The organism is Thermicanus aegyptius DSM 12793, from assembly GCF_000510645.1.
Taxonomy (GTDB): domain Bacteria; phylum Bacillota; class Bacilli; order Thermicanales; family Thermicanaceae; genus Thermicanus; species Thermicanus aegyptius.
The window spans coordinates 2,059,254-2,084,201 of sequence record NZ_KI783301.1 but is presented as its reverse complement, the minus strand read 5'-3'; the positions used below and the strand labels follow the sequence as shown (position 1 = coordinate 2,084,201).

24 protein-coding genes are annotated in these 24,948 nt (G+C 50.9%); 17 read left to right on the top strand and 7 right to left on the bottom strand.

From position 1 onward, the window contains the following. Positions 1–24 precede the first annotated feature (24 nt). On the bottom strand, positions 25–399 hold the full coding sequence (locus tag THEAE_RS22075) for a thioredoxin family protein (RefSeq protein WP_052329928.1): 375 nt from the start codon (positions 397–399) through the stop codon (positions 25–27). Positions 400–605: 206 nt separating this feature from the next. Here THEAE_RS22075 and ccpA point away from each other — a divergent pair, with 206 nt between their 5' ends. Together ccpA and THEAE_RS0110975 are read left to right on the top strand one after the other, a co-directional pair. Next, a complete protein-coding gene (gene ccpA, locus THEAE_RS0110980) occupies positions 606–1,613 on the top strand; it encodes a catabolite control protein A (protein WP_028987500.1) in 1,008 nt (335 codons plus the stop codon). Positions 1,614–1,753: 140 nt separating this feature from the next. After that, the gene (locus THEAE_RS0110975) at positions 1,754–2,449 is read left to right on the top strand and encodes a 5'-methylthioadenosine/adenosylhomocysteine nucleosidase (RefSeq protein WP_028987499.1); all 696 of its coding nucleotides are present in this window, start codon (positions 1,754–1,756) and stop codon (positions 2,447–2,449) included. Between the two features lie 71 nt (positions 2,450–2,520). On the opposite strand, the gene THEAE_RS0110970 is transcribed toward THEAE_RS0110975, so the two are convergent. The 4 genes from THEAE_RS0110970 to THEAE_RS0110955 form a co-directional block, all read right to left on the bottom strand. Next, positions 2,521–3,657 carry an acetoin utilization protein AcuC gene (locus THEAE_RS0110970; protein ID WP_028987498.1) on the bottom strand — a complete coding sequence of 379 codons (1,137 nt, stop codon included), beginning with the start codon at positions 3,655–3,657 and terminating at the stop codon, positions 2,521–2,523. After that, positions 3,650–4,300: a CBS and ACT domain-containing protein gene (locus THEAE_RS0110965; RefSeq protein WP_028987497.1), complete on the bottom strand. Its 651-nt coding sequence runs from the start codon at positions 4,298–4,300 to the stop codon at positions 3,650–3,652. Before THEAE_RS0110965 ends, THEAE_RS0110970 begins: the two co-directional genes overlap by 8 nt. Positions 4,301–4,390: 90 nt before the next feature. Next, positions 4,391–5,023, bottom strand: coding sequence for a GNAT family N-acetyltransferase (locus THEAE_RS0110960; protein WP_028987496.1), 633 nt, complete (start codon positions 5,021–5,023; stop codon positions 4,391–4,393). A 126-nt stretch (positions 5,024–5,149) separates the two neighbouring features. Beyond that, the gene (locus THEAE_RS0110955) at positions 5,150–6,139 is read right to left on the bottom strand and encodes an S-layer homology domain-containing protein (RefSeq protein ID WP_028987495.1); all 990 of its coding nucleotides are present in this window, start codon (positions 6,137–6,139) and stop codon (positions 5,150–5,152) included. Positions 6,140–6,390: 251 nt separating this feature from the next. On the opposite strand from THEAE_RS0110955, the gene tig reads away from it, so the two are divergent. The 6 genes from tig (at position 6,391) to yihA (ending at position 14,579) form a co-directional block, all read left to right on the top strand. Next, positions 6,391–7,749 (top strand): trigger factor, encoded by a 1,359-nt coding sequence (tig, locus tag THEAE_RS0110950; protein ID WP_028987494.1) that lies wholly within the window; start codon positions 6,391–6,393, stop codon positions 7,747–7,749. A gap of 124 nt (positions 7,750–7,873) precedes the next feature. Next, positions 7,874–8,467 carry an ATP-dependent Clp endopeptidase proteolytic subunit ClpP gene (clpP, locus tag THEAE_RS0110940; protein WP_005581752.1) on the top strand — a complete coding sequence of 198 codons (594 nt, stop codon included), beginning with the start codon at positions 7,874–7,876 and terminating at the stop codon, positions 8,465–8,467. A gap of 4 nt (positions 8,468–8,471) precedes the next feature. Further along, on the top strand, positions 8,472–9,737 hold the full coding sequence (clpX, locus tag THEAE_RS0110935; protein WP_005581751.1) for an ATP-dependent protease ATP-binding subunit ClpX: 1,266 nt from the start codon (positions 8,472–8,474) through the stop codon (positions 9,735–9,737). 157 nt (positions 9,738–9,894) lie between these two features. Beyond that, positions 9,895–11,562, top strand: a complete 1,668-nt coding sequence (gene lonB / locus THEAE_RS0110925) for an ATP-dependent protease LonB (RefSeq protein WP_028987493.1) — start codon at positions 9,895–9,897, stop codon at positions 11,560–11,562. 60 nt (positions 11,563–11,622) lie between these two features. Continuing rightward, complete coding sequence (gene lon / locus THEAE_RS0110920) at positions 11,623–13,935, top strand: endopeptidase La (protein ID WP_028987492.1); 2,313 nt, start codon at positions 11,623–11,625, stop codon at positions 13,933–13,935. Further along, a complete protein-coding gene (gene yihA / locus THEAE_RS22625; protein WP_005581748.1) occupies positions 13,932–14,579 on the top strand; it encodes a ribosome biogenesis GTP-binding protein YihA/YsxC in 648 nt (215 codons plus the stop codon). The genes lon and yihA overlap by 4 nt, the downstream gene beginning before the upstream one ends. On the opposite strand, the gene THEAE_RS0110910 is transcribed toward yihA, so the two are convergent. Then, positions 14,499–14,978 (bottom strand): hypothetical protein, encoded by a 480-nt coding sequence (locus tag THEAE_RS0110910; RefSeq protein ID WP_005581746.1) that lies wholly within the window; start codon positions 14,976–14,978, stop codon positions 14,499–14,501. The two genes, yihA and THEAE_RS0110910, sit on opposite strands and share 81 nt — an antisense overlap. Next, positions 14,975–15,910 (bottom strand): DMT family transporter, encoded by a 936-nt coding sequence (locus THEAE_RS0110905; RefSeq protein WP_005581744.1) that lies wholly within the window; start codon positions 15,908–15,910, stop codon positions 14,975–14,977. The genes THEAE_RS0110910 and THEAE_RS0110905 overlap by 4 nt, the downstream gene beginning before the upstream one ends. Before the next feature lie 137 nt (positions 15,911–16,047). On the opposite strand from THEAE_RS0110905, the gene THEAE_RS22070 reads away from it, so the two are divergent. From THEAE_RS22070 to THEAE_RS0110860, 9 genes are all read left to right on the top strand, one after another. Next, positions 16,048–16,656 (top strand): helix-turn-helix domain-containing protein, encoded by a 609-nt coding sequence (locus tag THEAE_RS22070; protein WP_005581742.1) that lies wholly within the window; start codon positions 16,048–16,050, stop codon positions 16,654–16,656. Between the two features lie 65 nt (positions 16,657–16,721). Continuing rightward, on the top strand, positions 16,722–18,092 hold the full coding sequence (hemA, locus tag THEAE_RS0110895) for a glutamyl-tRNA reductase (protein WP_005581741.1): 1,371 nt from the start codon (positions 16,722–16,724) through the stop codon (positions 18,090–18,092). An 18-nt stretch (positions 18,093–18,110) separates the two neighbouring features. Continuing rightward, positions 18,111–18,926 carry a cytochrome c biogenesis protein gene (locus THEAE_RS0110890; protein WP_005581740.1) on the top strand — a complete coding sequence of 272 codons (816 nt, stop codon included), beginning with the start codon at positions 18,111–18,113 and terminating at the stop codon, positions 18,924–18,926. A gap of 25 nt (positions 18,927–18,951) precedes the next feature. Beyond that, a complete protein-coding gene (gene hemC, locus THEAE_RS0110885) occupies positions 18,952–19,863 on the top strand; it encodes a hydroxymethylbilane synthase (RefSeq protein WP_028987491.1) in 912 nt (303 codons plus the stop codon). 4 nt (positions 19,864–19,867) lie between these two features. Further along, positions 19,868–20,641: a uroporphyrinogen-III synthase gene (locus tag THEAE_RS0110880; RefSeq protein ID WP_005581738.1), complete on the top strand. Its 774-nt coding sequence runs from the start codon at positions 19,868–19,870 to the stop codon at positions 20,639–20,641. Between the two features lie 189 nt (positions 20,642–20,830). Continuing rightward, the gene (gene hemB, locus THEAE_RS0110875; protein WP_005581737.1) at positions 20,831–21,808 is read left to right on the top strand and encodes a porphobilinogen synthase; all 978 of its coding nucleotides are present in this window, start codon (positions 20,831–20,833) and stop codon (positions 21,806–21,808) included. 209 nt (positions 21,809–22,017) lie between these two features. After that, on the top strand, positions 22,018–23,064 hold the full coding sequence (locus THEAE_RS0110870) for an ABC transporter substrate-binding protein (RefSeq protein ID WP_005581736.1): 1,047 nt from the start codon (positions 22,018–22,020) through the stop codon (positions 23,062–23,064). A gap of 107 nt (positions 23,065–23,171) precedes the next feature. Then, entirely contained in the window at positions 23,172–24,038 is an 867-nt protein-coding gene (locus THEAE_RS0110865; protein ID WP_052330235.1) for an ABC transporter permease, read from the top strand. After that, positions 24,038–24,832, top strand: coding sequence for an ABC transporter ATP-binding protein (locus THEAE_RS0110860; protein WP_028987489.1), 795 nt, complete (start codon positions 24,038–24,040; stop codon positions 24,830–24,832). The genes THEAE_RS0110865 and THEAE_RS0110860 overlap by 1 nt, the downstream gene beginning before the upstream one ends. The last annotated feature ends 116 nt before the right edge of the window (positions 24,833–24,948 follow it).

Here is a 24,948-nt window from a genome sequence, read left to right as displayed (position 1 = left end):
GAGGGATCAGATCGGGGGGTAACGCTATTCCCCTATTCCCCAATCGAAGTCCTCATAAGGGTTTTCGTTCTTTTTCACATAAGGGCTCAGGTTATAATAGAGGTCATCGGTGGTGCGAATCCCGAAGGAGGTGTGGACCACTTCCCCATTCACCAAAAACTTGAGGGAGGGTGCCGAGGTTACCTGAAGACGTTCTACCACTTTCGGAGCATAATCTACGACGCATTTATATATGGGAAAATCAGGCAATTGGGTCAAGACGGATTCCAGATTCCGCTCTGCGATCACACATTTTCCACAAAAGGGAGTGGAGAAAAAAAGGACCATAAAAGGTGGTTTTTCATCGAGGAGCTTTAATATCTCTTTTTCCGAGCTTTCTTTCATGACTTCATGGCGCACATTACTCCCCGTAATAAGGGGATTTGTACGCTTTACTCCTTTCTGTATCAAATAGGGGGCAGAGTATATTATACTCCCTTTTCGTAGTTTTGGGTAGTTTTCATGAATCTTTACGAAAAATCAGGAGAAAATAAGGGAAAAATGTTGAACTCTTTTCTCCCTTATCGTATGATAAGGGAAAAGCGGTACGGTTAGGAGGCATGGCGATGTCGGTAACCATTTACGATGTAGCACGAGAAGCAGGTGTTTCCATGGCAACGGTTTCACGTGTCATTAACGGGAGTGCCAACGTGAAACCAAGTACCAGAAAAAAGGTTTTAAGAGTTATCGAAGAGCTGGGCTATCGGCCCAATGCGGTGGCGCGTGGGCTGGCAAGCAAAAAGACCACGACCATTGGCGTTATTCTTCCTGATATTTCAAGCGCTTTCTTCGCCGAACTGGCCCGGGGAATCGAAGATATCGCCAATATGTACCACTATAATATCATCTTGAGCAACTCCGATCAAAACCTGGACAAAGAATTAAAGCTGATTAATAACCTTCTGGAGAAGCAGGTGGACGGCCTCCTCTTCCTGGGAGGAAATGTAACGGAAGATCATCGCCGCATCTTTACCACTTCTCCAATTCCCATCGTGTTGGTAGCTACGGCTGATCCAAAACATGAGCTCCCTTCGGTTCGCATCGACCTAAAGAAGGCCTCCTACGACGCTGTCTCCTTCCTATTGGGAAAGGGACATACCCGCATCGCTTTTCTCTCGGAGTCCTTCCAGAACGCCATGGGGCGTGCCCGTTATGAAGGATATGTAGAAGCATTAAAGGAATATCAAGTCCCTGTGAATGAAAATCTCATTATGGAGATCTACCCCACTTATGAGATGGCTTTAAAGGGCACGAAAACTCTGCTATCCCTTTCCGTCCCACCGACAGCCATCTTTGCGGCCAACGATGAGATCGCCGTTGGGGCGATCCATTCGATTCAGGATCAAGGTCTTAAAGTTCCCCAAGATATTGAAGTTGTAGGTTTTGACAATACCCGCATCGCTGAAATGGTTCGTCCCATGCTTACCTCTGTGGTTCAACCCATGTACGATATCGGCGCCGTCTCCATGCGACTTCTGACCAAACTGATCAACCAGGAAGAGATCCAGAATATGGAGGTCGTTCTCCCGCACCGCATCGAGTTTCGCCAATCGACCAGCCAGCCTACCGTCTGAAGGGTGGCGAGTGAATCGTGGGAGGAGCAGACCAAACGCAGCGGGAATCTCCTTTTCCGTTGAATGAGATAGAGGTTTGGAATTTGAACGCTAGAACTCGTTAAAGTAGAATGCTTTAAACAGGAGCGTGTGGAAAGAAGATGGAGCCGGTCGGGATTATCGGTGCGATGGAGGAAGAGATCGAGCGCTTTCTCCCTCATCTGACGGAGGAAGAAAGCCACGTCATTGCAGGAATCCGCTATATATCCGGGAAGATGAACGGGAAACCCATCGTCCTGGTAAAATCGGGCGTGGGCAAAGTAAATGCAGCGGTATGTACGCAAATTCTCATTGACCGCTTTTCGGTCTCCAGCATTCTCTTTACCGGAGTGGCAGGTGCCCTTCATCCTGAGTTGGAAATTGGGGATATCGTCATCTCCACCGATGCCATGCAGCATGATATGGATGCCTCTCCCTTAGGTTTTCCCCGGGGAGTGATACCTTTCTTTCCTGAATCGATTTTTCCCGCCGATCAGCGGCTCGTAGACATGGCTGCGGCTGCTGCGGAGGCCATTGGGGAAGGAAAGGTGATGCGGGGGCGGGTTTTATCTGGAGATCAATTTTTTGCCAACCACGATAAAGTGAAGGAACTGCATGAGAGATTTCATGGAGTATGCACGGAGATGGAGGGGGCGGCCGTGGCCCAAGTGGCCTATATGAACCGCATCCCCTATGTGATCATCCGTTCCATGTCCGATAAGGCGGACGGCAGCTCCCATATCGATTTTCAGGCGTTTACCCGCCTGGCGGCGGAACGCTCCTATAAGGTGATTGTTAAGATGCTGGAAAATCTCTAGGTTGATCCCCCTTGCGACTGCATACCCCTTCAATTCCTCTCCGGTTTACTTAAAGATGATAAATCATAAGTTCATAAATAGGAAAGCACCCGCTCTACCGTAAGACGGTTCTTCTCCATGATCTCCTTTCGGCGGGGAATGGGAGGAAAAGAGGGATCGAGCATCCGATTCGGTAAGGGAACGGGTGCTTCTTTTTGCCAACGATGGATCCAAGCTTCGGGCAGTTTTTCATCGAGGAGGGGGTGATGGTTCATTTCAGCCCAGAGATAGGTCCATGCCCTGGGTACGACTCGCCAGATGTCATATCCCCCTCCCCCAACGGCGATCCACCTCCCGTTGGTGTATTCGTGGGCGAGACGGTGGGCGATTTTGGGAATCTCTCGGTAGATGCGGGTGGAGACGGAGAGGTGGGTGAGGGGGTCATAGCGGTGGGCATCGGCGCCGTTTTGGGTAAAGAGGAGATCCGGCTTAAAGAAGCGGATCGCCTTTTCGATCACCCTTTCATACGCTTCCAGATAGGAATCGTCCTCCGTAAAAGGTTCCAAGGGGACATTTAGGCTTAGGCCGTATCCATCCCCTTCCCCTCGTTCATAAATATTTCCCGTCCCTGGAAAGAGATATTTTCCCGTCTCATGAAAGGAAAGGGTCATCACATCGGAATCTTGATAAAAAGCCCACTGCACCCCATCTCCGTGATGGGCGTCCGTATCCACATAGAGAACCCTTGCCCGGTACTTCTTCCTCACATAAGCGATCGCTACGGAGCAATCATTATAAACGCAGAATCCGGACGCTCGCCCCCGGAAGGCATGGTGTAACCCTCCGCCCAAATGAAGGGCATGACGGCCCGGCTTCTCCATGACGTAATCGGCCGCAACCAAAGCTCCTCCGACAGAAAGGGCGGAAGCTTCATGCATTCCGGGAAAGATCGGAACATCTTCCGTTCCGAGGCCATAGGGAAGGCCAAGAAATGAGCCACTCATTTCTCCTGCCTTTTTCACCGCTTCGATATAGTAGGGTTCATGGATTAAGGTTAATTCCTCATCGGTGGCCATTCTGGGAGGCTGAATCTGAGATTCATCGATCAGTCCAAGTTCCCGAATCAGGGAGAGGGTTAATTCCAATCTTTTCTGATTAAAGGGATGTTCATCATGAAAGTGATAGTTTAAGAGAGCGGGGCTATAAATAAAGAGGGAATCCTTATTCATCCGCGTCTACCCATTTCTTTGGCCAGAGGACCTTAACCCCTTCCTCTTCCAATCGTTTTACCAACCTGCGGGGATCAATGGTTTGCACGCGAAAGACGAGCCGTTTCCGATGGATCGTCTCAGCGGGCTGGATCAGGACGCTGTATACATTAACCCCTGCTTTTTTGAAGATCTGGGCCACGTCGGCCAGGCTCCCGATTTGATCCTCCACCTCCACCTCCACATGGGAACTGGGTTGATGAACGCCCATCAATTCCACCAATGTGTGGAGGAGATCCGATTCCGTGATGATGCCGACCACCTTCCCATGGGAGAGGACAGGCAGACAGCCGATCTTATTTTCATATAAAAGATGGGCGGCCTCCTCCACAAAGTCGCTGGGATGGCAGGTGATCACCTCTTCGGTCATGATGGTGGAGACAGGATGATCCAAAACCCGGAACTCCTCTTCGTTAAGGCTTAGCCTGGAAGGAGCCGCTTCCCGCAAATCCCGGTCGGATAGAACGCCAAGGAGGTCTCCATCTGTAGAGGTGACGAGGAGATGGCGGATGCGATGAGCGAAAATCTTCCGGATCGCTTCCCGGATCGTCTCCTCCGGTCGTATCGTGATCACATTTCGCTTCATAATTTCAGAGACGAGCATTTTTCTCCCCCTTTTTCCCGATAGGTTCTTTACGGCTAAATCCGTTTTGTTTCTATCTTTACGCGAGGTGGTTTTCCAGGTTAAACCGTTTTAGTACATGTATCGATACCGGAACCGGAGGCGGTCAAAGGCTTGTATCGTTTCCAAGGGGACACGCTTTCCGATGCGAACCATAAGACAATTGGCGGGATGGGAGCAGATCTCCGGATCGTCGGTGGCAAACCATTCCAAACCGACGCTTCCCATCATTTTCTCCATTAAATTTCGGTACTCCCAAACGGATAAGCCGGTTCCCTTCAGATCCCAGTGCCAATAATATTCCGTGGTAAAGATGAGGTAATCTTCCATGTGATCATCCATGAAGGAGACTTCCAGGAGCTTTTTGCCCACTCCTTGTCCTCGATAGGGAGGAGCTACTTCAATCGCACCCAGTTCAAGAACATTCTCAATTTTTTCTTCCGACCATCGCTCGAGCGGATCAGGATAGAGAAAGGTTACATACCCCACGATCGTCTCCCCATCCCTGGCAAGGATGATGCGTCCCTCCGGCAATTGAGCGATTCCGTACAGAGCTTCTTGCTGTTCCGGGGGGGTGCGGAACGCTTTCAGCCCTTCGTGAAAGGGGTGGGCGATGATGGTTTCCGGAGAAACAGGACCTTCAACGATAAGTTTTCCCGTGGGGGTTTCATATTCTTTCTTATGATAAACTTTTCGGTGCTCCATCCCATGAACTCCTTTGCCGCCGTCTTTTTTCCCATTATACCTGATTCCGGTTCCCTATGAAAAAGAAAAACTCCGCTACTTTTTGAACACTTTGTGTAGCGGAGAGGTTGGTCATGGGAGATGAGTTTATTTCATTTTCTTCGAAGGATCGGTCGGATGTTGAAAGATGGGGGGGGTTTGGATCGGCGAACCCCTTCCGATTCCTTTTTGCACCGTTTTTACCTCATACCCCGTGCCGATGTAGGTGGAAACCTTCGCTTCGGTGATCACCTGAGGATAGAACAGTTTGGGATCGGGATAATGGAGGCTGTAGTAGATGACCGCCGTATGATCCATAAACTGAATGTTGTCAATGGTGATGCGATAACCGGGATTCGGTTTTTCTCCCCATGAGAGGGTAACCCGATACACTTCATCGGTCACTTTCTCCCTAATCACTTGAACAGGTTCCGGTTTTTGATCGACAGGCGGCATCGGCTCTCCTCCATTTTCCTCACCTGGGATTCCCATCGCTTGATAAATCATGAGGGCCGCTTCCATCCGGGTGATGGGTTCTTTCGGACGGAATTTATTTTGGTCGTTCAGGGCTACCACTTTTAAATGGATCAGGTCGTTAATCGCCCCCTGGTATTCTTTCTTTACCTGATCCACATCGGCGTAATCCACCCACATTTCAATCACGGCGGGATTCTTCGTCTTCACGATCACTTGGTGCAGGTAGTAGGCGAATTCTTCCCGGGTGATTTGATCCTGGGGGTTCACATCCCTTGGAAAGGGAATCTGATGGTAAAAAAGGATCATAAAAGGTTTGGCGTACCATGCTTGGGCTGCGACCTTTGAGTACATATCGGATGCTTTTGGTTCCTTAATCCAGCGATAATCGGGGAGCGTCAGGGAAAATGCTTTCACATAAAGCGCTGCGGCCTCTGCATACGTAAGGGGTCGATTAGGGGCGAAATTCTTTGTGCCGGTCCCGGAAATGATTCCCTTGCTTTGGAGTTGGGAGAGAATCTTCGCATCGTCGGGATTGCTTACGTCTTCAAATGCAAACGCCTGGATACTGAGCAGAAAGAGAAATCCTACCAGGGCGACCAGGATTCCTTTTCTTTTCCTCATGGATATACCCTCCTCTTCTGCCATCTTTAGTTTCCGCCACGTCTATTCTTGGTCCGGGGATTCGAAAAGAATTCAGCTGAATTCCATTTTTATAGACGAAGGAACCTACCTCTAGGTTGCATCATTTCCGGAAAATTGAACACCACTTCAGTCCTGTATCGCCCAAGGCCGGATGGCTCTTGAAATGAGGGGACTTTATGCTATAATGAAATGGTTATGAAAGAGGAACCAAGGGTTGGAGGGGTACATAGATGAAAGCTGAATGGGAAAAGAAAAGCAGCAACCACGGCATACTTACGGTAGAAGTGGATGAAGAGAGATTGAATCGGGCGCTGGACCAAGCCTTTCATAAAGTGGTAAAGAAGGTAACCGTCCCTGGATTTAGGAAGGGGAAGGTTCCCCGTATCATCTTTGAATCCCGTTTCGGCGTGGAGTCGCTCTATCAAGAGGCGGTTGACCTCCTCTTGCCGGAGGCATACGATGAAGCGGTGAAGAGCACGGGAATCGTTCCGGTAGATCGGCCGGAAATCGATGTGGAACAGTTGGAAAAGGGAAAACCTTTCATCTTTAAAGCGACGGTCACCGTAAAACCCGATGTGGAATTGGGCGAATATGTGGGAGTAACGGTGGAGAAAAAGGAATTCCCGGTTACCGATAAGGACGTGGAGAATGAATTGTTGGCCCGCCGTGAACGGGTGGCCACCATCGAGACCCTGGAGGGGCCCGACGCCTCCGTGGAAAATGGGGATATCACCCGCATCGACTTCGAGGGGTTCCTAAATGGAGAACCCTTCGAAGGGGGAAAGGGAGAGAATCATGAACTTACCATCGGTTCCGGCGCCTTTATTCCCGGATTTGAAGAAAAGTTGATCGGCATGAAGCCGGGAGAGGAAAAAGAGATTACGGTCACTTTTCCTGAAAGTTACCACTCGGAAGAACTGGCGGGCAAGGAAGCCGTCTTTAAAGTAAAGATCCGGGAGATCCGGCGCAAAAACCTGCCGGAATTGGATGATGAATTTGCAAAAGATGTGAGCGAATTTGAGACCTTGGAAGAATTTAAAGCGGACATTCGGGAAAAGCTGTTAAAAAGGGCCAAAGAATCGGAAGAAGATGCTCTTAAAGATCAAGTGGTGGAGAAGGTTACGGCCCAAGCGAAGATTGACTTGCCGGAGGTGATGATCCGGGAGGAAGCGCACCATATGGTTCACGAGTTTGAAGATACCCTTCGCGCCCAAGGGCTTACCCTTGATCTCTATTTCCAATATACAGGTCTAAATGAAGAAGCAATGATGGATCAATACATGGAAAGCGCGGAAAAACGGGTCCGATCGAGCCTTGTCCTGGAAGCCATCGCCGAAAAAGAAGGAATTGAGCCGACGGAAGAGGAGATGAACCGGGAAATCGATGAACTGGCCAAACTCTACCGGACGACCCGGGAGGAATTGATGCCCCAGCTTGAAAAGTTCGGTTCCCTTCCCGTGATCCGAAACCGCCTCCGCATCCGTAAAACCGTGGATTGGCTCTTGGAAAAGGCCCACGTGGTGGAAAAGGAGAAGAGCGAAGAAAAAGAATCCTCGGGAGAAAATGAAGCGGAAGAAAACATCCGATGAGAATGTAAGCAAATCAAACATGAAGCAGATAGAAGGCACGAATGGAATCGTGCCTTCTTTAAAAACCATCCTATTTCACAAAAAAGATGAGATGGTGTAAAATAGGAGCGAAGGGGGAAAGAAAATGCTGGTACCCATGGTTATTGATCAAACCAATCGAGGAGAGCGGGCTTACGACATTTACTCCCGATTGTTAAAAGACCGAATCATCGTGTTGGGATCGGAGATTGATGACGCGAACGCCAATCTGGTTGTGGCACAGCTACTCTTCCTGGCAGCCGAAGATCCCGATAAGGATATTTATCTTTACATCAATTCTCCCGGTGGTTCGATTACGGCCGGGATGGCGATCTACGACACCATGCAGTTTATCAAACCTCCCGTATCCACCATTTGTATTGGAATTGCCGCCAGCATGGGGGCATTTCTCCTCGCGGCTGGGGAAAAAGGGAAACGGTATGCCCTTCCCAACAGTGAAGTGATGATTCATCAGCCTTTAGGCGGCGTACGGGGACAGGCGGAAGATATACGAATCCATGCGGACTGGATTTTACGGACGCGGGAAAAAATAAACCAGATCTTGGCCGAACGAACGGGGCAACCCCTGGAGCGGATCGCGAAGGATACCGACCGGGACTTCTTTATGAGCGCCGAAGAGGCAAAAGAATACGGAATCGTTGACGCTGTAATCACCCGCAACGAATTCCAGAAGAGGTGAATCCATGTATAAATATCCGGACGACAAGGGGCATCTGAAATGCTCTTTTTGCGGCAAATCTCAGGAACAGGTCCGCAAGCTGGTGGCCGGACCGGGGGTCTACATCTGTGATGAGTGCATTGAGCTTTGCAATGAGATCATCGAAGAAGAATTGGGCCCCGGCGAAAACGTCGATCTAAAGGAAGTGCCGAAACCCTCCGAAATCCGCAAGGTGTTGGATGATTATGTGATCGGCCAGGATATGGCGAAAAAAACCCTTTCCGTTGCCGTCTATAACCACTACAAGAGAATCTTCAGCGGCTCCCAGAAAGATGATGTGGAGCTCTCCAAGAGCAATATCTTGCTTTTAGGACCTACCGGGAGCGGGAAGACGCTTCTCGCGCAAACCTTGGCCCGGATCTTAAACGTGCCCTTCGCCATCGCCGATGCCACCTCCTTGACCGAAGCGGGCTATGTGGGGGAAGATGTGGAAAACATCCTCTTGAAGCTGATTCAGGCCGCCGATTATGACGTGGAAAAGGCGGAGCGAGGCATCATCTACATTGATGAAATCGATAAGATCGCACGCAAATCGGAGAATCCCTCCATCACCCGGGACGTATCCGGGGAAGGGGTACAACAGGCGCTGCTTAAGATATTGGAAGGAACGACGGCCAGCGTACCTCCACAGGGGGGGAGAAAACATCCCCATCAGGAGTTTATCCAGATCGATACCACCAATATCCTCTTTATCGTGGGCGGAGCTTTTGACGGACTGGAGACGATTATTAAACGGCGTGTGGGGAAAAAGGTGATCGGCTTCGGGGCCGACCTAAATTCGGTAGACCTGAAGAAAGGAGAGTATCTCTCCCAGGTGATCCCTGAAGATCTTTTGAAATATGGACTGATCCCGGAATTTGTCGGGCGGATTCCGGTGATCGCTACATTGGAGCCCCTCGACGAAGAGGCGCTGGTCCGCATCCTTACGGAACCGAAAAACGCCTTGGTGAAGCAATACCAGAAGTTGTTGGAAATGGACCATGTCAAGCTGGAGGTAACCCCTGAGGCGGTAAAACAGATTGCCAAGGAAGCGATTAAGCGGGAGACCGGGGCTCGCGGGCTTCGCTCCATCCTGGAATCCATCATGCTGGACGTGATGTATGAAATCCCCTCGCGGAATGATGTCCAAAAGTGCATCATTACCGAAGAAACCGTGACCAAGAAATCGGCTCCTCTCCTGTTAGGAAAAGATGGGCGGATCTTAAATCAAAAGAATGAGGAAAGTGCGTAGCTTGTTTCGATTTTCTCCCGGACCTGAAAAGGGTCCTTTTTTTTATTTTTTGCCCCTCTCTTCCCTCTCCTCCCTTTTTTCCGTTTATCGTCAAGTTAATCCGGCAATACTAGAGATACCGTACGGAGATGAGACGAATTGAGGAGGAGGAGTCCACGTGGAACTTCAGATTATTTTAGTGTTCCTGCAAATTTTTTTTGGCATCGTGATCGGAGTCTATTTTTGGAACCTGTTAAAAAATCAGAGAATCAGCAAGGTGGCTGTGGATCGAGAATCTCGGAAAGAGATGGAACAATTAAGGAAGATGCGCTCCATCTCCCTGAGTGAACCCCTGGCCGAACGCACTCGGCCGGCCACCATGAGTGACATCGTGGGCCAGGCGGAAGGAATCCGAGCTTTGCGGGCCGCTCTGACAGGTCCCAATCCCCAACATGTGATCATTTACGGGCCTCCTGGAGTGGGAAAGACCGCTGCAGCCAGAGTGATCTTAGAAGAGGCGAAGAAAAACCCTTTTTCTCCCTTTAAGCAGGATGCGAAATTTGTAGAGTTGGATGCCACCACCGCCCGCTTTGACGAGCGGGGCATCGCCGATCCCTTAATCGGTTCCGTCCATGATCCCATCTACCAAGGAGCAGGAGCGATGGGCATCGCAGGAATTCCCCAGCCGAAACCTGGAGCCGTCACAAAAGCCCATGGCGGGATCCTGTTCATCGACGAGATTGGAGAACTCCACCCCATTCAGATGAACAAGCTCCTCAAAGTGTTGGAAGACCGGAAAGTATTTCTGGAAAGCGCTTATTATTCCGAAGAGAATCCCAACATCCCCCGCTACATCCATGATATCTTCCAAAACGGCCTTCCGGCTGATTTTCGCCTGGTAGGGGCAACCACACGGACACCGGATGAGCTCCCTCCCGCCATCCGATCCCGTTGCATGGAGATCTATTTTCGCCCCCTACTTCCCTCCGAGATTGAGACCATCGCTAGGAAGGCGGTTGGAAAGATTCAATTTGAGGCGGAGGAAGAGATCTATGGTGTTCTGAAGCGCTATGCCACCAATGGACGGGAGGCCGTGAACGTGATCCAACTGGCTGCAGGGATTTCCCTAACAGAAGGAAGGAAAAAGATTACCCAAGCCGATGTGGAATGGGTAATCTCCAGCAGCAAGATCTCTCTCCGTCCTGCGCCTCACCTTCCCACGGAACCGCAAATCGGCTTGGTAAACGGCCTTGCGGTATACGGACCTGGCCTGGGGATGCTCATGGAAATCGAGGTAACGGCCCTTACCGCCCATCAGCCCAATATGGGAAAAGTGAATATTACCGGGGTGGTTGAAGAAGAGGAGATGGGTGAACGGGCGCGCACCCTACGCCGGAAGAGCATGGCCATGGGTTCGGTGGAAAATGTTTTAACCGTTTTGCGAAAGACCGGCATCAACCCTTACGACTATGACCTCCATATCAACTTCCCGGGGGGGATGCCTGTGGATGGACCCTCCGCAGGGGTAACCATGGCGACGGCCATCTACTCTGCCATACGCTCCATTCCCGTGGACCATCTGACCGCCATGACCGGGGAGGTGAGCATCCATGGGAGGATTAAACCTGTAGGGGGTGTGGTGGCGAAGGTAGAAGCTGCCCGGGAAGCGGGGATCCGAAAAGTGGTGATTCCGAAAGAGAATGACCAAGCCCTCTTCCATACCTATGCCGACATTGAGGTGATTCCGGTAAGCCACCTGCAAGAAGTATTCGATCATGCCCTCGTGCCGGGAAAGGTGGCCCTCCTTCCTGGAACGATGCTATCCTCTACCACCGCGTCACTCTGAGGATCTCCCAATTTGCATCTTACGAGTGACAAGCATAGAATATAGACGGGGGTGTGACAAATGGTAGAGAAAAAAAGATTGCCGCTGCTTCCACTTCGGGGGCTGCTCGTCTATCCGGCGATGGTTCTTCACCTGGATGTAGGACGGCCCAAATCGGTCCATGCGTTAGAGAGGGCCATGGTGGAAGAGAATCTGATCCTTCTTGCCACGCAGAAAGAAGTACATATTGAGGAACCGGAACCGGATCAGATCTATGCGGTAGGAACCGTCTCCAGGATTAAGCAGATGCTGAAGCTCCCGAATGGAACGATTCGCATCCTGATCGAGGGGTTAGAACGAGCCCGCATTCTTTCTTTTACAAAGAGAGACGAGTATTATGAGGCGGAGGTGGAAATCCTTCACGATACCGGTACGGAAGGACAGGAAACCGAAGCCTTGATGCGGACGGCCTTAAATCACTTTGAGCAATATATTCGCCTGACGAAGAAGATTACACCTGAAACGCTTAGCAGCGTGATGGATATGGATGATCCGGGGAGGTTGGCCGACATCATCGCCTCCCATCTTCCCTTTCGCTTGCACGAGAAACAGGAGATCTTGGAAAAAACAAATGTCCAGGAACGGTTGGAAACCCTCCTACGCCTCCTCAACAATGAACGGGAAGTGCTGGAGTTGGAGCGGCGCATCGGTCAGCGGGTCAAGAAGCAGATGGAAAAGACCCAGCGGGAATATTATCTCCGGGAGCAGATGAAGGCGATCCAAAAAGAATTGGGGGAAAAAGAGGGGCGCATGGGAGAGGCCCAAGAACTGCGGGAGCTCATGGAGAAGACGGAACTTCCCGACCATGTGCGGGCAAAAGTGGAGAAGGAGATCGAGCGCCTGGAGAAAATGCCCTCCGCCGCCGTCGAGGGCAGCGTGATCCGAACCTATATCGAATGGCTTCTCTCCTTACCTTGGGCGAAGCAGACGGAGGATAATCTGGACATCCAGCATGCCGAGCAGGTATTAAACGAAGACCATTACGGTTTGGAAAAGGTAAAGGAGCGGATTCTGGAATACCTGGCCGTGCAAAAAATGGTGGGGAAGATGAAAGGGCCTATTCTTTGCCTGGTGGGTCCTCCGGGAGTTGGGAAAACTTCCCTTGCCCGTTCCATCGCCCGGTCGTTGGGACGCCGTTTTGTTCGCATCTCTTTGGGGGGAGTTCGGGATGAGGCGGAGATCAGGGGGCATCGGAGGACGTATGTAGGCGCTCTGCCTGGGAGAATCATCCAGGGAATGAAGACCGCCGGAACGGTCAATCCCGTTTTCCTCCTCGATGAGGTAGATAAGATGGCTTCCGATTTCCGGGGCGACCCGGCGGCTGCCTTGTTAGAGGTGCTTGATCCGGAACAGAATGCCAACTTTAGTGATCATTATATCGAGGAGCCCTACGATTTATCCCGGGTCTTATTCATCTGTACCGCCAATACCACATACACCATCCCGAGACCTTTGTTGGATCGGATGGAAGTGATTCCCATATCAGGGTATACCGAATTGGAGAAATTAAAGATTGCCGAGAAATACCTGGTTCCACGGGAGTTAAAAGAGCACGGGTTAAACAAAGAGAAGATGCAGATTCAGGATGGGGCGTTGCTCAAATTGATTCGTCAATATACCCGGGAAGCAGGGGTTCGAAACCTGGACCGGCAGATTGCGACCCTCGCTCGCAAGGCAGCGAAAAAAATCGTAAGCGGAGAAAAGAAACGGGTAGTCATCACACCCAAAACCATTGAACAAATGCTGGGGAAACCCCTTTTTCACTATGGTATGGCGGAACGGGAGGATCAAATCGGGGCGGTAACGGGGTTGGCATGGACCGAGGCGGGAGGGGATACCCTGACCATCGAAGTAAGCATTCTTCCAGGGAATGGGAAGCTTACCCTAACGGGGAAATTGGGCGATGTGATGAAGGAATCCGCCCAAGCGGCTTTCAGCTACATCCGTTCCCGGACAGAACAGCTTAAGATCGATCCTACTTTCTATGAGAAGTATGACATTCACATCCACGTACCGGAAGGGGCCATTCCAAAAGACGGCCCATCGGCCGGAATCACCATCGCCACCGCACTCGCTTCCGCCTTGACCAATACGCCGGTCTCCAGGGAAGTGGGCATGACCGGGGAGATTACATTAAGGGGAAGGGTGCTTCCCATCGGAGGTTTAAAAGAAAAAGCGTTGAGCGCCCACCGAGCCGGTTTGAAAACCATCATCTGCCCGAAGGAGAATGAGAAGGATCTGGAGGAGATCCCTGAAAGCGTCCGGAAAGACCTGAAATTCATCCTGGTAGAACATATGGATCAGGTGTTGGCCCACGCCTTGGTGAGAACATGATCTTCCCCCAAGCAGAATTTATCGGAAGTGCGGTACACCCTTCCCAATATCCCCAGGACGGTTTACCGGAGATTGCCCTGGCGGGACGATCCAATGTAGGGAAATCCTCTTTCATCAACTCCATGCTGAACCGGAAGAATCTGGCGAGAATCAGCTCCAAACCGGGAAAAACCCAAACCCTCAACTTTTACCGCGTTGGTGGCCGATTTTACTTCGTCGACTTGCCGGGATATGGTTATGCGGAAGTCTCCAAAAAGGAAAGGGAAGCATGGGGAGCGATGATTGAACGTTACATCAAAGGGCGAAAGACTCTTCTCTTCCTCATCCAGCTGGTGGATATTCGGCATCCGCCCAGTGGGCAGGACCGACAAATGAGGGAATGGATCGTTCATTCAGGGATTCCTTCCCTCGTGGTGGCGACAAAAGCAGACAAGATCTCTCGGGGAAGATGGCAGGCACATCTAAACGAAATAAAAAAAATCCTTTCCTTAACTCCGGAGGATCCTCTCTTTCCCTATTCTTCTGAGACGAAAGTGGGCCGGGAGGAGGTATGGAATCTCCTTTTAGCGTCGCTTCCCTCGCCACCCTCGGAACAAGAGAAATCCCCCGATTCCCATAAGGAGAAAAGGCCACCATTTGGATAAGAGGAAGGTAAGTTTTTCTTTCAAGGGATAGTAATGGTAGGCCGCAATAAAGAGGAAAAGCAGTGCGAGGTAAAGATGGTTTTGAAGGCGGTTGGTCACGTAATCCGCCAAGAAAGCGAGACCAAAGATCAGGGCGAACATAAACCAGCCGTTTGGCCAACCGTAAACCCATTTAACGGCTAAAAAGTGAATCCCGAAGCCGAGGAGGAGGATGCCCGGGAAGAGGCTTCCTCCCTTTTTTCCACGGCTTACGTTTCCGACTACTAATATAAGGCCGATGAGGACAAAGAGGCTCTCCCAGGTAAAAAGAGGAGAGAGGTAAGGGATCTTATAAGGTTCCAAGACGGTATAAATCCCGAAAAGCACCAGAAATAAACCGATCCATGTACTCGATTTCATTTTCCGATTTCCTCCTTCAGATGATTCCTCACCTTTACCCCCCATTTATGGGGAATTTCAGCCAGGATCATGCCGACCAGGATGAGGAGACTTCCAATCACCGTTTTTACCGTGACGGGATCTCCGGCAATGAGGATTCCGGTTAAGGCGGCGAAGACCGGCTCCATGGAAAAAATGATGGCGACCCGGGTCGGGGTGGTATATCGCTGCAGGGCGGTCTGTGCCAAAAAGGCTAGGGAGGTGGCAAAGAGGGAAGTGATGATAAGGGCGAGCACCACCGGAGGCGTAAGCCACTCTCCAGGGTGGAGGAGCATCCCCCCATCCTCAAAGAACAAAACGAACAAAAAATTAAAGAGCCCAACGAATCCCAGTTGAATCGTCGTAAGTTCCAAGGGATCATGATGATGGGCATATTTTCCCGTATAGACGATCTGCAGGGCAAAGGCGATGGCGCAGAGGAAAACCAGCAAATCTCCCGGATTCACCTGAAAGGCATCCCCTAGGGTGAGGAAATATAACCCGATCATTGCTAGGATGGATCCCAGTACGGCAGGGAGTCGAGGCGCCGTTTTTAAAATAAGGAAGGAAAAAAAGGGGACAAGGACAACGCTTAATCCCGTAATAAAACCTGCTTTGGAAGATGTGGTATAGAGAAGGCCGACGGTCTGCAATGCATATCCTGCGAAAAGCCACCAACCAAGCACCAATCCCCCTTTCCACGCACGGCCCGTTTCGAGGGCGATCCTCTCCCGTTTTTTCCTCCTCTGCATAAAAAGAACGGGGAGGAGGAGAAGAAAAGCGATGGAGAAGCGGACGAACAGGAAGGAAAAAGGAGGAAGCACTTGAATCGCATTCTGCACCAAGACGAAGGTCGTTCCCCAAACAAATGCAATTAAAAGAAGAATGGCATCGGCTAAAAAACGTCTGTTCATCGCGTTTCCCCTTCCATGATCGAAGCAATACAACCCCTATTATAAGGGAGTTCCGTTGAAAATACTATTTCTTTCTCCTCTCTTTCTGCTATAATGGATACTAGTTTTGCCTGGATTGTACGATGGAGGGAACGTATTTGAACGAATTAACCACCTATATCAAACATCTCCTAAAAGAAGATCCACTCTTTCAAGAACCCACCGAACTTCAGTCCATCGAAAAAAGGGTAGCTTATAATGTGAAGCGGATGAGAAAAGAGAGAAAGATTACACAAATCGATTTGGCGGAGGCGATGGGAGTCAAGCAGCCTTTCATCGCCCGGATTGAAAGCGGAAGGAATAACATTTCGATCAAAAAACTGGAGAAACTGGCGGAGGTTTTCCGCATCGATCCGGCTACCATCCTTCGTCCCATTTATGAAAAAGGAGGGCCGGATCAAATCGCGCGCATCATCGTGAATCGGCATCTTTTGGTCATGGCGGTAAACCGGGGAGGGGAAAGACTCTTAGGGGAAACGAGGGAGCGACTTCTCGGGAAGATGCTTCAGAGTCAAGCGCCGTTGAAGGATTGGGTAGAGAATCTTCTTCGGCAGGATCGGGACATAGAAGAAATTTCATTTCGTGAAGGGGAGGCATCCCAATACGGGATGGACCGGGTTTTCATCCAGACCATCCGGAGCAGAACCTCGAAGGCGATCGGCGCCGAACTTACCTGCTATTTGAGAAATGTCACAGGATCGACATGAGGATCGGTTTTTTTTCTGTTATAATAATGATAAACCATCTATCTAACCTAGCGGGGTGATGCATGATGCAGATCCTTGTCGTTGGACTCAATTTTAAAACTGCACCTGTAGAAATTCGGGAGTGCATCGCCTTCCGGGATGAAGAGACGTTGAAGGCCGTGGAGAGCCTCAAACAAAAGAAGTGCATACTGGAAAACGTAATCCTCTCTACCTGCAACCGCACGGAAATCTATGCGGTTGTTGACAATCTTAGAGCAGGCAAGGAGACCACCGAGCGTTTCCTCTCCGAGTGGTTTAGGATCCCGCTTACCGATTTTCAATCCCATCTTTATGTTTATACCGGTTCCGAGGCGATCCGTCACCTCTTTTCCGTCGCTGCGGGCCTTGATTCGATGGTGTTGGGGGAGACCCAAATCCTGGGGCAAGTCCGGGAAGCCGCCGCTTTAAGCCAGAAGGTGAAAGCTTCCGGAAAAATCTTTAATACCTTGTTTAAGCAAGCGGTAACATTGGCCAAGAGGGCGCATGGCGAGACCCAGATTAACGAAAATCCGGTTTCGGTCAGCTATGCAGCCGTGGTTTTGGCGAAAAAGGTGTTTGGACAGTTCCAAGACAAAACGGTTCTGATCATTGGCGCGGGAAAGATGGGGGAGTTGACGGCGAAGCATTTCACAGAGTTGGGAAGCCGAGAAGTGATCGTGGCGAATCGCTCTCCGGATAAACGAGAAAAACTGGCCGCTCTCTTTCAGGCGAAAACCATCACCCTGGAAGAAATTCCAGTGGCTCTAAGTAAGGCCGATATCGTCATCAGTTCCACGGGAGCCCCGGGCTATATCCTAACGCGGGATAGGGTAGAGGCTGTGATGAAAAAACGGAAGGGGCACCCGCTTTTCATGATCGACATCGCGGTTCCGAGGGATTTAGATCCGTCAATTCATGAGCTGGAATCCGTATACCTCTATGACATCGATGACCTGCAGGGGATCGTCGAAGCCAACCTGGAGGAGAGAAAGAAGGCCGCCGAAAAGATACGCCTCATGATTGAGGAAGACAGAGAAGCTTTTGAACGCTGGTTTGAAACGCTGGACCTCATACCGGTCATCGATGCCTTACGGAGAAAAGCGTTGCACATCCAAGAGGAGACGATGAAGAGCATCGAGCGGAAGATTCCCGATTTGGATGAACGGGAGCGCAAGGTACTGCAGAAGCATACGAAAAGCATCATCAATCAATTGCTGAAAGATCCCATCATGCAATTGAAGGAAATGGCAGGGGAGGAGAAATCCCGGGAAGCGCTCTTACTCCTCACCAAGCTCTTCGCTTTGGAAGAATATATGGAAGAGGAGAGAAACGCCCCAGCAGATCCCAAGTCGGAAGGTGAACCGGAATCTTCCTTATCCTTTACGCTCTTGCAGGCAGGTTCCCCTGTTGGCCCTTAGAAGGAGGAGGTTCAGCCGTTGGAACTGCGATTGTACGAATGGATCGTCTATCTGTATGGAGCCTCCATCGTCCTTTACTTTGCAGACTTCATGAAGCAAAATCGGAAGGTGAACCGCATCGCCTTCTGGATTTTGACCGTGGTATGGGGTCTGCAAACTTTTTTCTTTATCCTGAGAATGGTCCGAGTGGGTCACTTTCCGATCGTTACTCAATTTGAGGCGCTTTTTTTCTACTCTTGGCTCCTCATCACCTTTTCGCTTTTGTTAAACTTCCTATTTCGCATTGATTTTTTCCTTTTCTTTTTAAATGTAGCCGGCTTTATTGTTTTCGTCATTAACCTCTTTGCCAGCCCAAGCGCTGCGGTCTTTCCCGGTGAGATTTTAACCTCCCGGCTCATGGTGATCCACATCTCCTTCGCCCTCGTAAGTTATGTGGCTTTCCTCGCTTCGGCCGTTCTCTCCGGGATGACCCTTTTGTTGCACCGGATGTTGAAAGGGAAGAAGTGGAATGCTCTCCTGCGACGGTTACCGAACCTGGATCGGTTGGGCCGTTCCTCTTTCCTCCTGATCCTCTTCGGGGTGCCCATCTACCTGATTTCGATCATTCTGGGGCTGATTTGGGCCGGGTTGGTTCTGAAAACGCCTTATTACCTGGACGTGAAGGTTTGGCTTTCCTTCATCGTCTTGGGAGTATACAGCTTCTATCTTTATGCGGCGATGAAAAAGGGGTGGGGTGCCATTCCCTTGGCCACCTGGAATCTCATTTTTTTCCTGCTTGTGGTAGTCAATTATATCAGTTCCAGAACGATTTCCATGTTTCACCAATGGTTCTGATGTTTAAAGAATTGGAGGCCTTTATATGAAAGAGATACGAGTTGGATCACGGCGGAGCCCACTTGCCTTAACACAGACCAAAGGTGTTCTAAAAACCTTACAGGCGGCACACCCGGAGATTACCTTCACCCTTAAGGAAATCGTGACGAAAGGGGACCGCATTCAGGACGTACGATTATCCCAGGTGGGAGGAAAGGGCCTGTTCGTGAAGGAAATTGAGGAGGCGCTCCTTTCCGGGGAGATCCATTTTGCCGTTCACAGCATGAAGGATGTGCCTGCAGAACTGCCGGAGGGATTGGCCATCCTCTCCATCCCCAAACGGGTAACGGCGAATGATGTCCTCATCAGCAAAGATGGGAAGAAGCTGGATGAACTGCCTTTCGGCGCAAAGGTCGGGACCGGCAGCTTGCGGAGACAGGCCCAGCTCCTTAACTATCGCCCGGATCTTACGGTTCTACCCCTCAGGGGGAACATCGATACCCGTCTCAGGAAGTTAAGAGAAGAGGGGCTTGATGCCATCATCCTGGCGGCTGCAGGCTTGGAGAGGATGGGATGGACGGGAGAGGTGACGGAAATCCTCCCCACCGAGATCATGCTTCCCGCCGTAGGACAGGGAGCGCTTGGGATCGAAGGGAGGTGGGAAGGAGAAGCAACCTCCCTCCTTCAGTCGATCCATGACCCGATAACGGCAGTCACCACTGCAGCCGAACGGGCCTTCCTGTACCGCTTGGAAGGAGGGTGCCAGGTTCCCATCGCGGCCTTTGCCCGGTGGGAAGAGGGGGAAATCCACCTTCAGGGCTTGGTTGCTTCTCCTGATGGGAAAGAAATCTTCCGGGGGGAAAGATGGGGAAAAGAGGCGGAACGTGTTGGGAAAATGCTGGCGGAAGAGCTGTTGGAAAAAGGGGCCGGAGAGGTCCTGAAACGATTCGGGGGATAAGGGGATGAAAGGACTTAAGCTTGTCATTACCCGGTCGGCGGAAGAGGCGGGGAGTTTTTCTGAAAAAGTGAGGGAACTGGGGGGGATTCCCATCGCGATACCCATGATCCGCATCCTGCCGGCACAGGATGAGCATGCGATCAGGGATGCCCTTTCTCGTCTGGAACAATTCGCTTGGCTCCTCTTCACCAGTGCGAACGGGGTCAACTATTTCTTCCATTTTATGGATAAATTTGCGATTCCCCATCAAGCGATTCGGGCTGCCATCGTTACGGTCGGTCCAAAGACCTCGAAAGCCCTGGCGAAACGGGGTTTCGCCTCTGTCATAGAAGCTCGGGAATTTCGCCAAGAAGGAATCATCGAAGCGTTGGAGGGGAAGGTGAAGGAAGGGGACTTCCTCCTTTTCCCCAGAGGGGATTTGGCCAGGGATCAGGCGATCCGCGCATTGCGGGAGTGGGGGGTTCATGTAGAAGACCCGATCGTTTACCGGAATCTTCCCAATGAGGAGGGGGCAGAGGAGCTTCTCTCCCTTCTCCGCCGTGGTGAAATTGACCTCATCACCTTTACCAGCCCTTCAACGTTTAAAAATCTCCATGCGATTTTGGCAAATAAGGGAGAGGAACATCTCCTCCATGGAACGCGATTTGCCTGCATCGGTCCTGTGACGGCAGAAGCGGTTCGTTCTTGTGGATTCCCTGTGGAGATCGTGGCCGAGGAATATACCGTAGATGGGCTGATCCTGGCCATACAAAAATGGGCCGAAGACCGAAAAAACTGAGAATGCAACTTGAACCGTTGTTTTTTCCGCATCCCTCCCTTATGAGAATCGGTCTCCTGAAGCGGCGGATCGAACGACGAACCGGTGACCAGATTAAAAAACTGGAACTCTTTCATAATTGGGTGTAGAATGATAAAAAAGATGTAAGGAATTTTATCCCATACGGACTTATGAGGAGGCGTCAAAGGAATGCAGAACTTTATTCGCCATCGCCGTTTACGCCGGAACGAAACATTGCGCAGCATGGTACGGGAGAACCATTTGCGGGTTGAAGATCTGATCTATCCCCTCTTTGTTGCAGATGGAGAAGGAATAAAACGCGAAGTCCCTTCTATGCCTGGGGTGTATCAATATTCCCTCGACCGCCTCGATGAAGAGCTAGAGGAGATTCTTGCGCTTGGCATTCCGGCCGTCATCCTGTTTGGAATTCCGCAACACAAGGATGAGTGGGGTTCCGAAGCCTATAAGGAAGAGGGAATCGTGCAGCGCGCTCTCCGCTATATAAAGAAGAAGGCTCCGGGGCTCATCCTCATCGCAGATAACTGCCTCTGTGAATATACGACCCATGGCCACTGCGGAATCGTGTTAGATGGTGAAGTCCTAAACGATCCCACCCTGGAACTTCTCACGAAAGCGGCGATTGCCCAAGCGGAGGCAGGAGCCGATATCATCGCCCCTTCCAACATGATGGACGGTTTCGTCGCTGCCATCCGCCAAGGCCTTGACGAAGCAGGGTTTCACCACATCCCCATCATGTCCTACGCCATCAAATATGCCTCCGCTTTTTACGGTCCATTCCGGGAAGCGGCCCACTCGGCTCCCGCTTTCGGCGACCGGAAGAGCTATCAGATGGATCCGGCCAATATCCGGGAAGCGATGCGGGAAGCGGCTTCCGATGTGGCGGAGGGTGCCGATTTCCTCATGGTGAAACCGGCCATGGCTTATATGGACGTGATTAAGGCGGTCCGAGATCGGTACGCTCTCCCGATCGTTACCTATAACGTAAGCGGCGAATATGCCATGATCAAGGCGGCCGCTCTAAACGGTTGGATCGATGAAGAGAAGGTTGTCCTGGAACTCCTCACCGGCTTGAAGCGGGCCGGCTCCGACCTGGTCATAACGTATCACGCCAAAGATGCGGCCCGCTGGTTAAAAGAGGGAAGGTAACCTCTTCGCGTTGTTTAAAGAATCGATGGATTTCATTCCCTTATTGTACCATTTTTTCGAACCCCTCCTTATTCGGTGTTAAGGAGGGGTTTAAATTTCCGCAGATAGAGTATTGTCAGAAAAGGCCGAAACTGCTATAGTTATAGATAAATATTTTATCCATTAAACGCTTCTATGCGGTAAAGTAAATGAGGGGGTTAATTCGTAGGATGAGATGTCAAAAAAAATATTTACGAACCACGCTTTTATTGATGGCCATTTTATTGGTGGGATTTACGTTGTCTGCGTGTGGAACATCCCAGACGACAGGTACGGATGGAACAACGGCGCCGACCTCCCAACAAACGCCGACCAATGGAGCGGAGAAGAGCTTTAAGATCGGCGTAACCCAGATCGTTTCTCATCCTGCGTTGGACGGGGCAAGGCAAGGATTTGTGGATGCCCTGAAAGCGAATGGATTTGAGGAAGGAAAAAATGTAACCTATGACTTTCAGAATGCGGAGGGGAGCCAAGATACCGCCAAATCCATTGCCGACAAGTTTGTAAGCAACAAGGTGGATCTCATCCTCGCCATCGCAACCCCCACTGCCCAGGCTGCAGCACAAACGACGAAGGATATTCCCATCGTGATTACTGCAGTTACCGATCCCGTCTCGGCTGGGTTGGTCGCCTCCATGGAGAAGCCGGGGGGAAATGTGACGGGAACCACCGACATGAACCCGGTCAAGGAGCAGCTTCAGCTGGTGACGCGCCTCACCACGGGGAAACGGCTCGGTATCCTCTATAATTCCGGAGAGAGCAATTCCGAGGTTCAGGTGAAAATGGCCCAGGATGCGGCCAAGGAACTGGGACTTACGGTTGAACTGTCGGCGGTGACGAACAGTTCCGAAGTAAAGGCTGCCGCCGAGAGCTTATCTTCCAAAGTGGATGCTTTCTACGTTCCAACCGATAATACGGTGGTTTCCGCCTTAGAAGCCGTCATCGGGGTGGCGGAGGCGAAGAAGATTCCGTTAGTGGTGGGCGAAGGCGATTCCGTGAAGCGGGGTGGGCTCATCACGTACGGGATCGACTATTACCAGTTAGGTTACCAAACCGGAGAGATGGCGGTGAAGATCCTGAAAGGAGAGGCCAAGCCGGCCGACATGCCTGTAGAAAGTCAGAAGAACCTGAAGCTCTATGTCAATGAGACGGAAGCGAAAAAGGTGGGAATTGAGATTCCCCAAGATCTCCTCGATAAGGCCGACGAAAAATATTAATCTTGCATCAACACATCCAGATCATCAAAGCAGGTAAATGAGGTGACCCCGTGGAACTTGACATTATCATCTTTGGCTCCATTGAACAAGGGCTCATATTTGGAATTATGGCCATTGGGGTTTATTTAACGTTTCGCATTTTAAACTATCCCGATTTGACTGTAGATGGAAGCTTCGCCCTGGGAGGGGCGGTGGCTGCCTCCTTGATCACCGGTGGTGGAAATCCGTGGATTTCCACCCTTCTTTCTCTTCTTGCCGGAGGCGCAGCCGGAGCCATCACAGGGATTCTCCATACGAAGGGTAGGATTAATGGTCTTCTGGCCGGTATCCTCACCATGATTGCCCTCTATTCCATCAATTTGCGCGTAATGGGAAAGGCCAATGTTCCTCTTTTGAACGCAGATACGATCACCAGCCAGTTGACGGAAAATCCCGTGGCGCAGAGCTTGGGATCCGTGCAGAAGGGAATCTTAACCTTGGCATTTCTCCTCATCGTTCTCTTGATTAAATGGGGGATGGATTGGTTTCTCCACACCGATTTAGGGATGGCGGTGCGGGCGACCGGGGACAATCCCGCGATGATCCGGAGCCTCGGTGTCAATACGGATCATACCATCATGATTGGACTTATTCTTTCCAATGCATTGGTCGGGTTGGCGGGAGGGATGATGGCCCAGTACCAAGGGTATGCCGATGCCCAAATGGGAGTCGGGATGATCATCATCGGCCTCGCTTCCGTCATTATCGGAGAGGTCGTTTTCGGAAGTCGATCCATCTACAGGGCAACCATTGCCGTGGTGGGAGGGGCGATCCTCTACCGTTTCGTCATAGCGGCAGCCCTCTGGTTGGGTTTAAAACCGACCGATATGAAGCTGGTTACCGCCATCCTGGTGGTGCTCGCCCTCACCTTGCCCCGTTACTTAGGTGTGCTTCAAAAGAATGGGAGAGCTCTCACGAAGGGAGGGAACGGGTGATGCTGGTCATCGAAAATGTGAGCAAAACCTTCAATCGGAATAGCGTCAATGAAAAGAGAGCCTTAAGCAACATTCACCTTTCCCTGAAAAAAGGAGACTTTGTCGTTGTCATCGGTTCCAACGGGGCGGGAAAATCGACCTTGATGAATGTGGTGGCCGGTGTTTTTCCAGTAGATGAGGGGAAGGTTTATATCGACGGAGAAGATGTGACCCACAAAAAGGAATTCCAACGGGCCCGTTATGTGGGGCGGGTCTTTCAAGATCCGATGGCAGGGACCGCGCCTACCATGACCATCGCAGAAAATATGGCCATGGCTTTCCGGCGAGGGGAACGACGCAGCCTCACCTCTTCCCTTCATCGGAAAAATAGAGAACGGTTTCGGGAAGCTCTCCGGGAATTGGAACTCGGGCTGGAGGATCGTATGGAGACAAAGGTAGGGACCCTCTCCGGAGGGGAAAGGCAGGCGTTAAGCCTTCTCATGGCCACCTTTACCGAGCCGAAGATTCTTCTTCTTGATGAGCATACCGCCGCCCTCGACCCGAAAAGGGCAGAACTGATTCTGGGTCTGACGAAGAAGATTATTGAGCGTCATCACCTGACGACCCTCATGATCACCCATAACATGGAGCATGCGCTCAGGATGGGAAACCGTCTCGTCATGATGCACGCCGGAGAGATCGTAATTAACCTTACCCAGGAAGAGAAAGGGAAGATGCGGGTAAGGGATCTCATCGACGCCTTTGAACAAGTTCGCGGGGAAAAATTTGCCGACGACCGGGTGGTATTGGGATAGCAACACTTCCAATTTTTCCAATTCCAAAATGTTTTTGGATCACTTAACGCGGAAGATCATTGAAGAAGATATCTAAGCATTGTTTTCAATTCCATCCATTCCCACCCAAAGTGAGT

Bases quoted from the DNA above. Each gene is read 5' to 3' on its own strand.
- tig (WP_028987494.1), top strand. From the start codon at position 6,391: ATGAAAGCTGAATGGGAAAAGAAAAGCAGCAACCACGGCATACTTACG.
- THEAE_RS0110910 (WP_005581746.1), bottom strand. From the start codon at position 14,978: ATGAAATCGAGTACATGGATCGGTTTATTTCTGGTGCTTTTCGGGATT.
- clpX (WP_005581751.1), top strand. From the start codon at position 8,472: ATGTATAAATATCCGGACGACAAGGGGCATCTGAAATGCTCTTTTTGC.
- hemB (WP_005581737.1), top strand. From the start codon at position 20,831: ATGCAGAACTTTATTCGCCATCGCCGTTTACGCCGGAACGAAACATTG.
- THEAE_RS0110955 (WP_028987495.1), bottom strand. From the start codon at position 6,139: ATGAGGAAAAGAAAAGGAATCCTGGTCGCCCTGGTAGGATTTCTCTTT.
- THEAE_RS0110870 (WP_005581736.1), top strand. From the start codon at position 22,018: ATGAGATGTCAAAAAAAATATTTACGAACCACGCTTTTATTGATGGCC.
- THEAE_RS0110880 (WP_005581738.1), top strand. From the start codon at position 19,868: ATGAAAGGACTTAAGCTTGTCATTACCCGGTCGGCGGAAGAGGCGGGG.
- THEAE_RS0110975 (WP_028987499.1), top strand. From the start codon at position 1,754: ATGGAGCCGGTCGGGATTATCGGTGCGATGGAGGAAGAGATCGAGCGC.
- hemA (WP_005581741.1), top strand. From the start codon at position 16,722: ATGCAGATCCTTGTCGTTGGACTCAATTTTAAAACTGCACCTGTAGAA.
- yihA (WP_005581748.1), top strand. From the start codon at position 13,932: ATGATCTTCCCCCAAGCAGAATTTATCGGAAGTGCGGTACACCCTTCC.
- THEAE_RS0110905 (WP_005581744.1), bottom strand. From the start codon at position 15,910: ATGAACAGACGTTTTTTAGCCGATGCCATTCTTCTTTTAATTGCATTT.
- hemC (WP_028987491.1), top strand. From the start codon at position 18,952: ATGAAAGAGATACGAGTTGGATCACGGCGGAGCCCACTTGCCTTAACA.
- ccpA (WP_028987500.1), top strand. From the start codon at position 606: ATGTCGGTAACCATTTACGATGTAGCACGAGAAGCAGGTGTTTCCATG.
- THEAE_RS0110970 (WP_028987498.1), bottom strand. From the start codon at position 3,657: ATGAATAAGGATTCCCTCTTTATTTATAGCCCCGCTCTCTTAAACTAT.
- THEAE_RS0110860 (WP_028987489.1), top strand. From the start codon at position 24,038: ATGCTGGTCATCGAAAATGTGAGCAAAACCTTCAATCGGAATAGCGTC.
- lon (WP_028987492.1), top strand. From the start codon at position 11,623: ATGGTAGAGAAAAAAAGATTGCCGCTGCTTCCACTTCGGGGGCTGCTC.
- THEAE_RS0110960 (WP_028987496.1), bottom strand. From the start codon at position 5,023: ATGGAGCACCGAAAAGTTTATCATAAGAAAGAATATGAAACCCCCACG.
- THEAE_RS0110865 (WP_052330235.1), top strand. From the start codon at position 23,172: ATGGCCATTGGGGTTTATTTAACGTTTCGCATTTTAAACTATCCCGAT.
- clpP (WP_005581752.1), top strand. From the start codon at position 7,874: ATGCTGGTACCCATGGTTATTGATCAAACCAATCGAGGAGAGCGGGCT.
- THEAE_RS0110965 (WP_028987497.1), bottom strand. From the start codon at position 4,300: ATGCTCGTCTCTGAAATTATGAAGCGAAATGTGATCACGATACGACCG.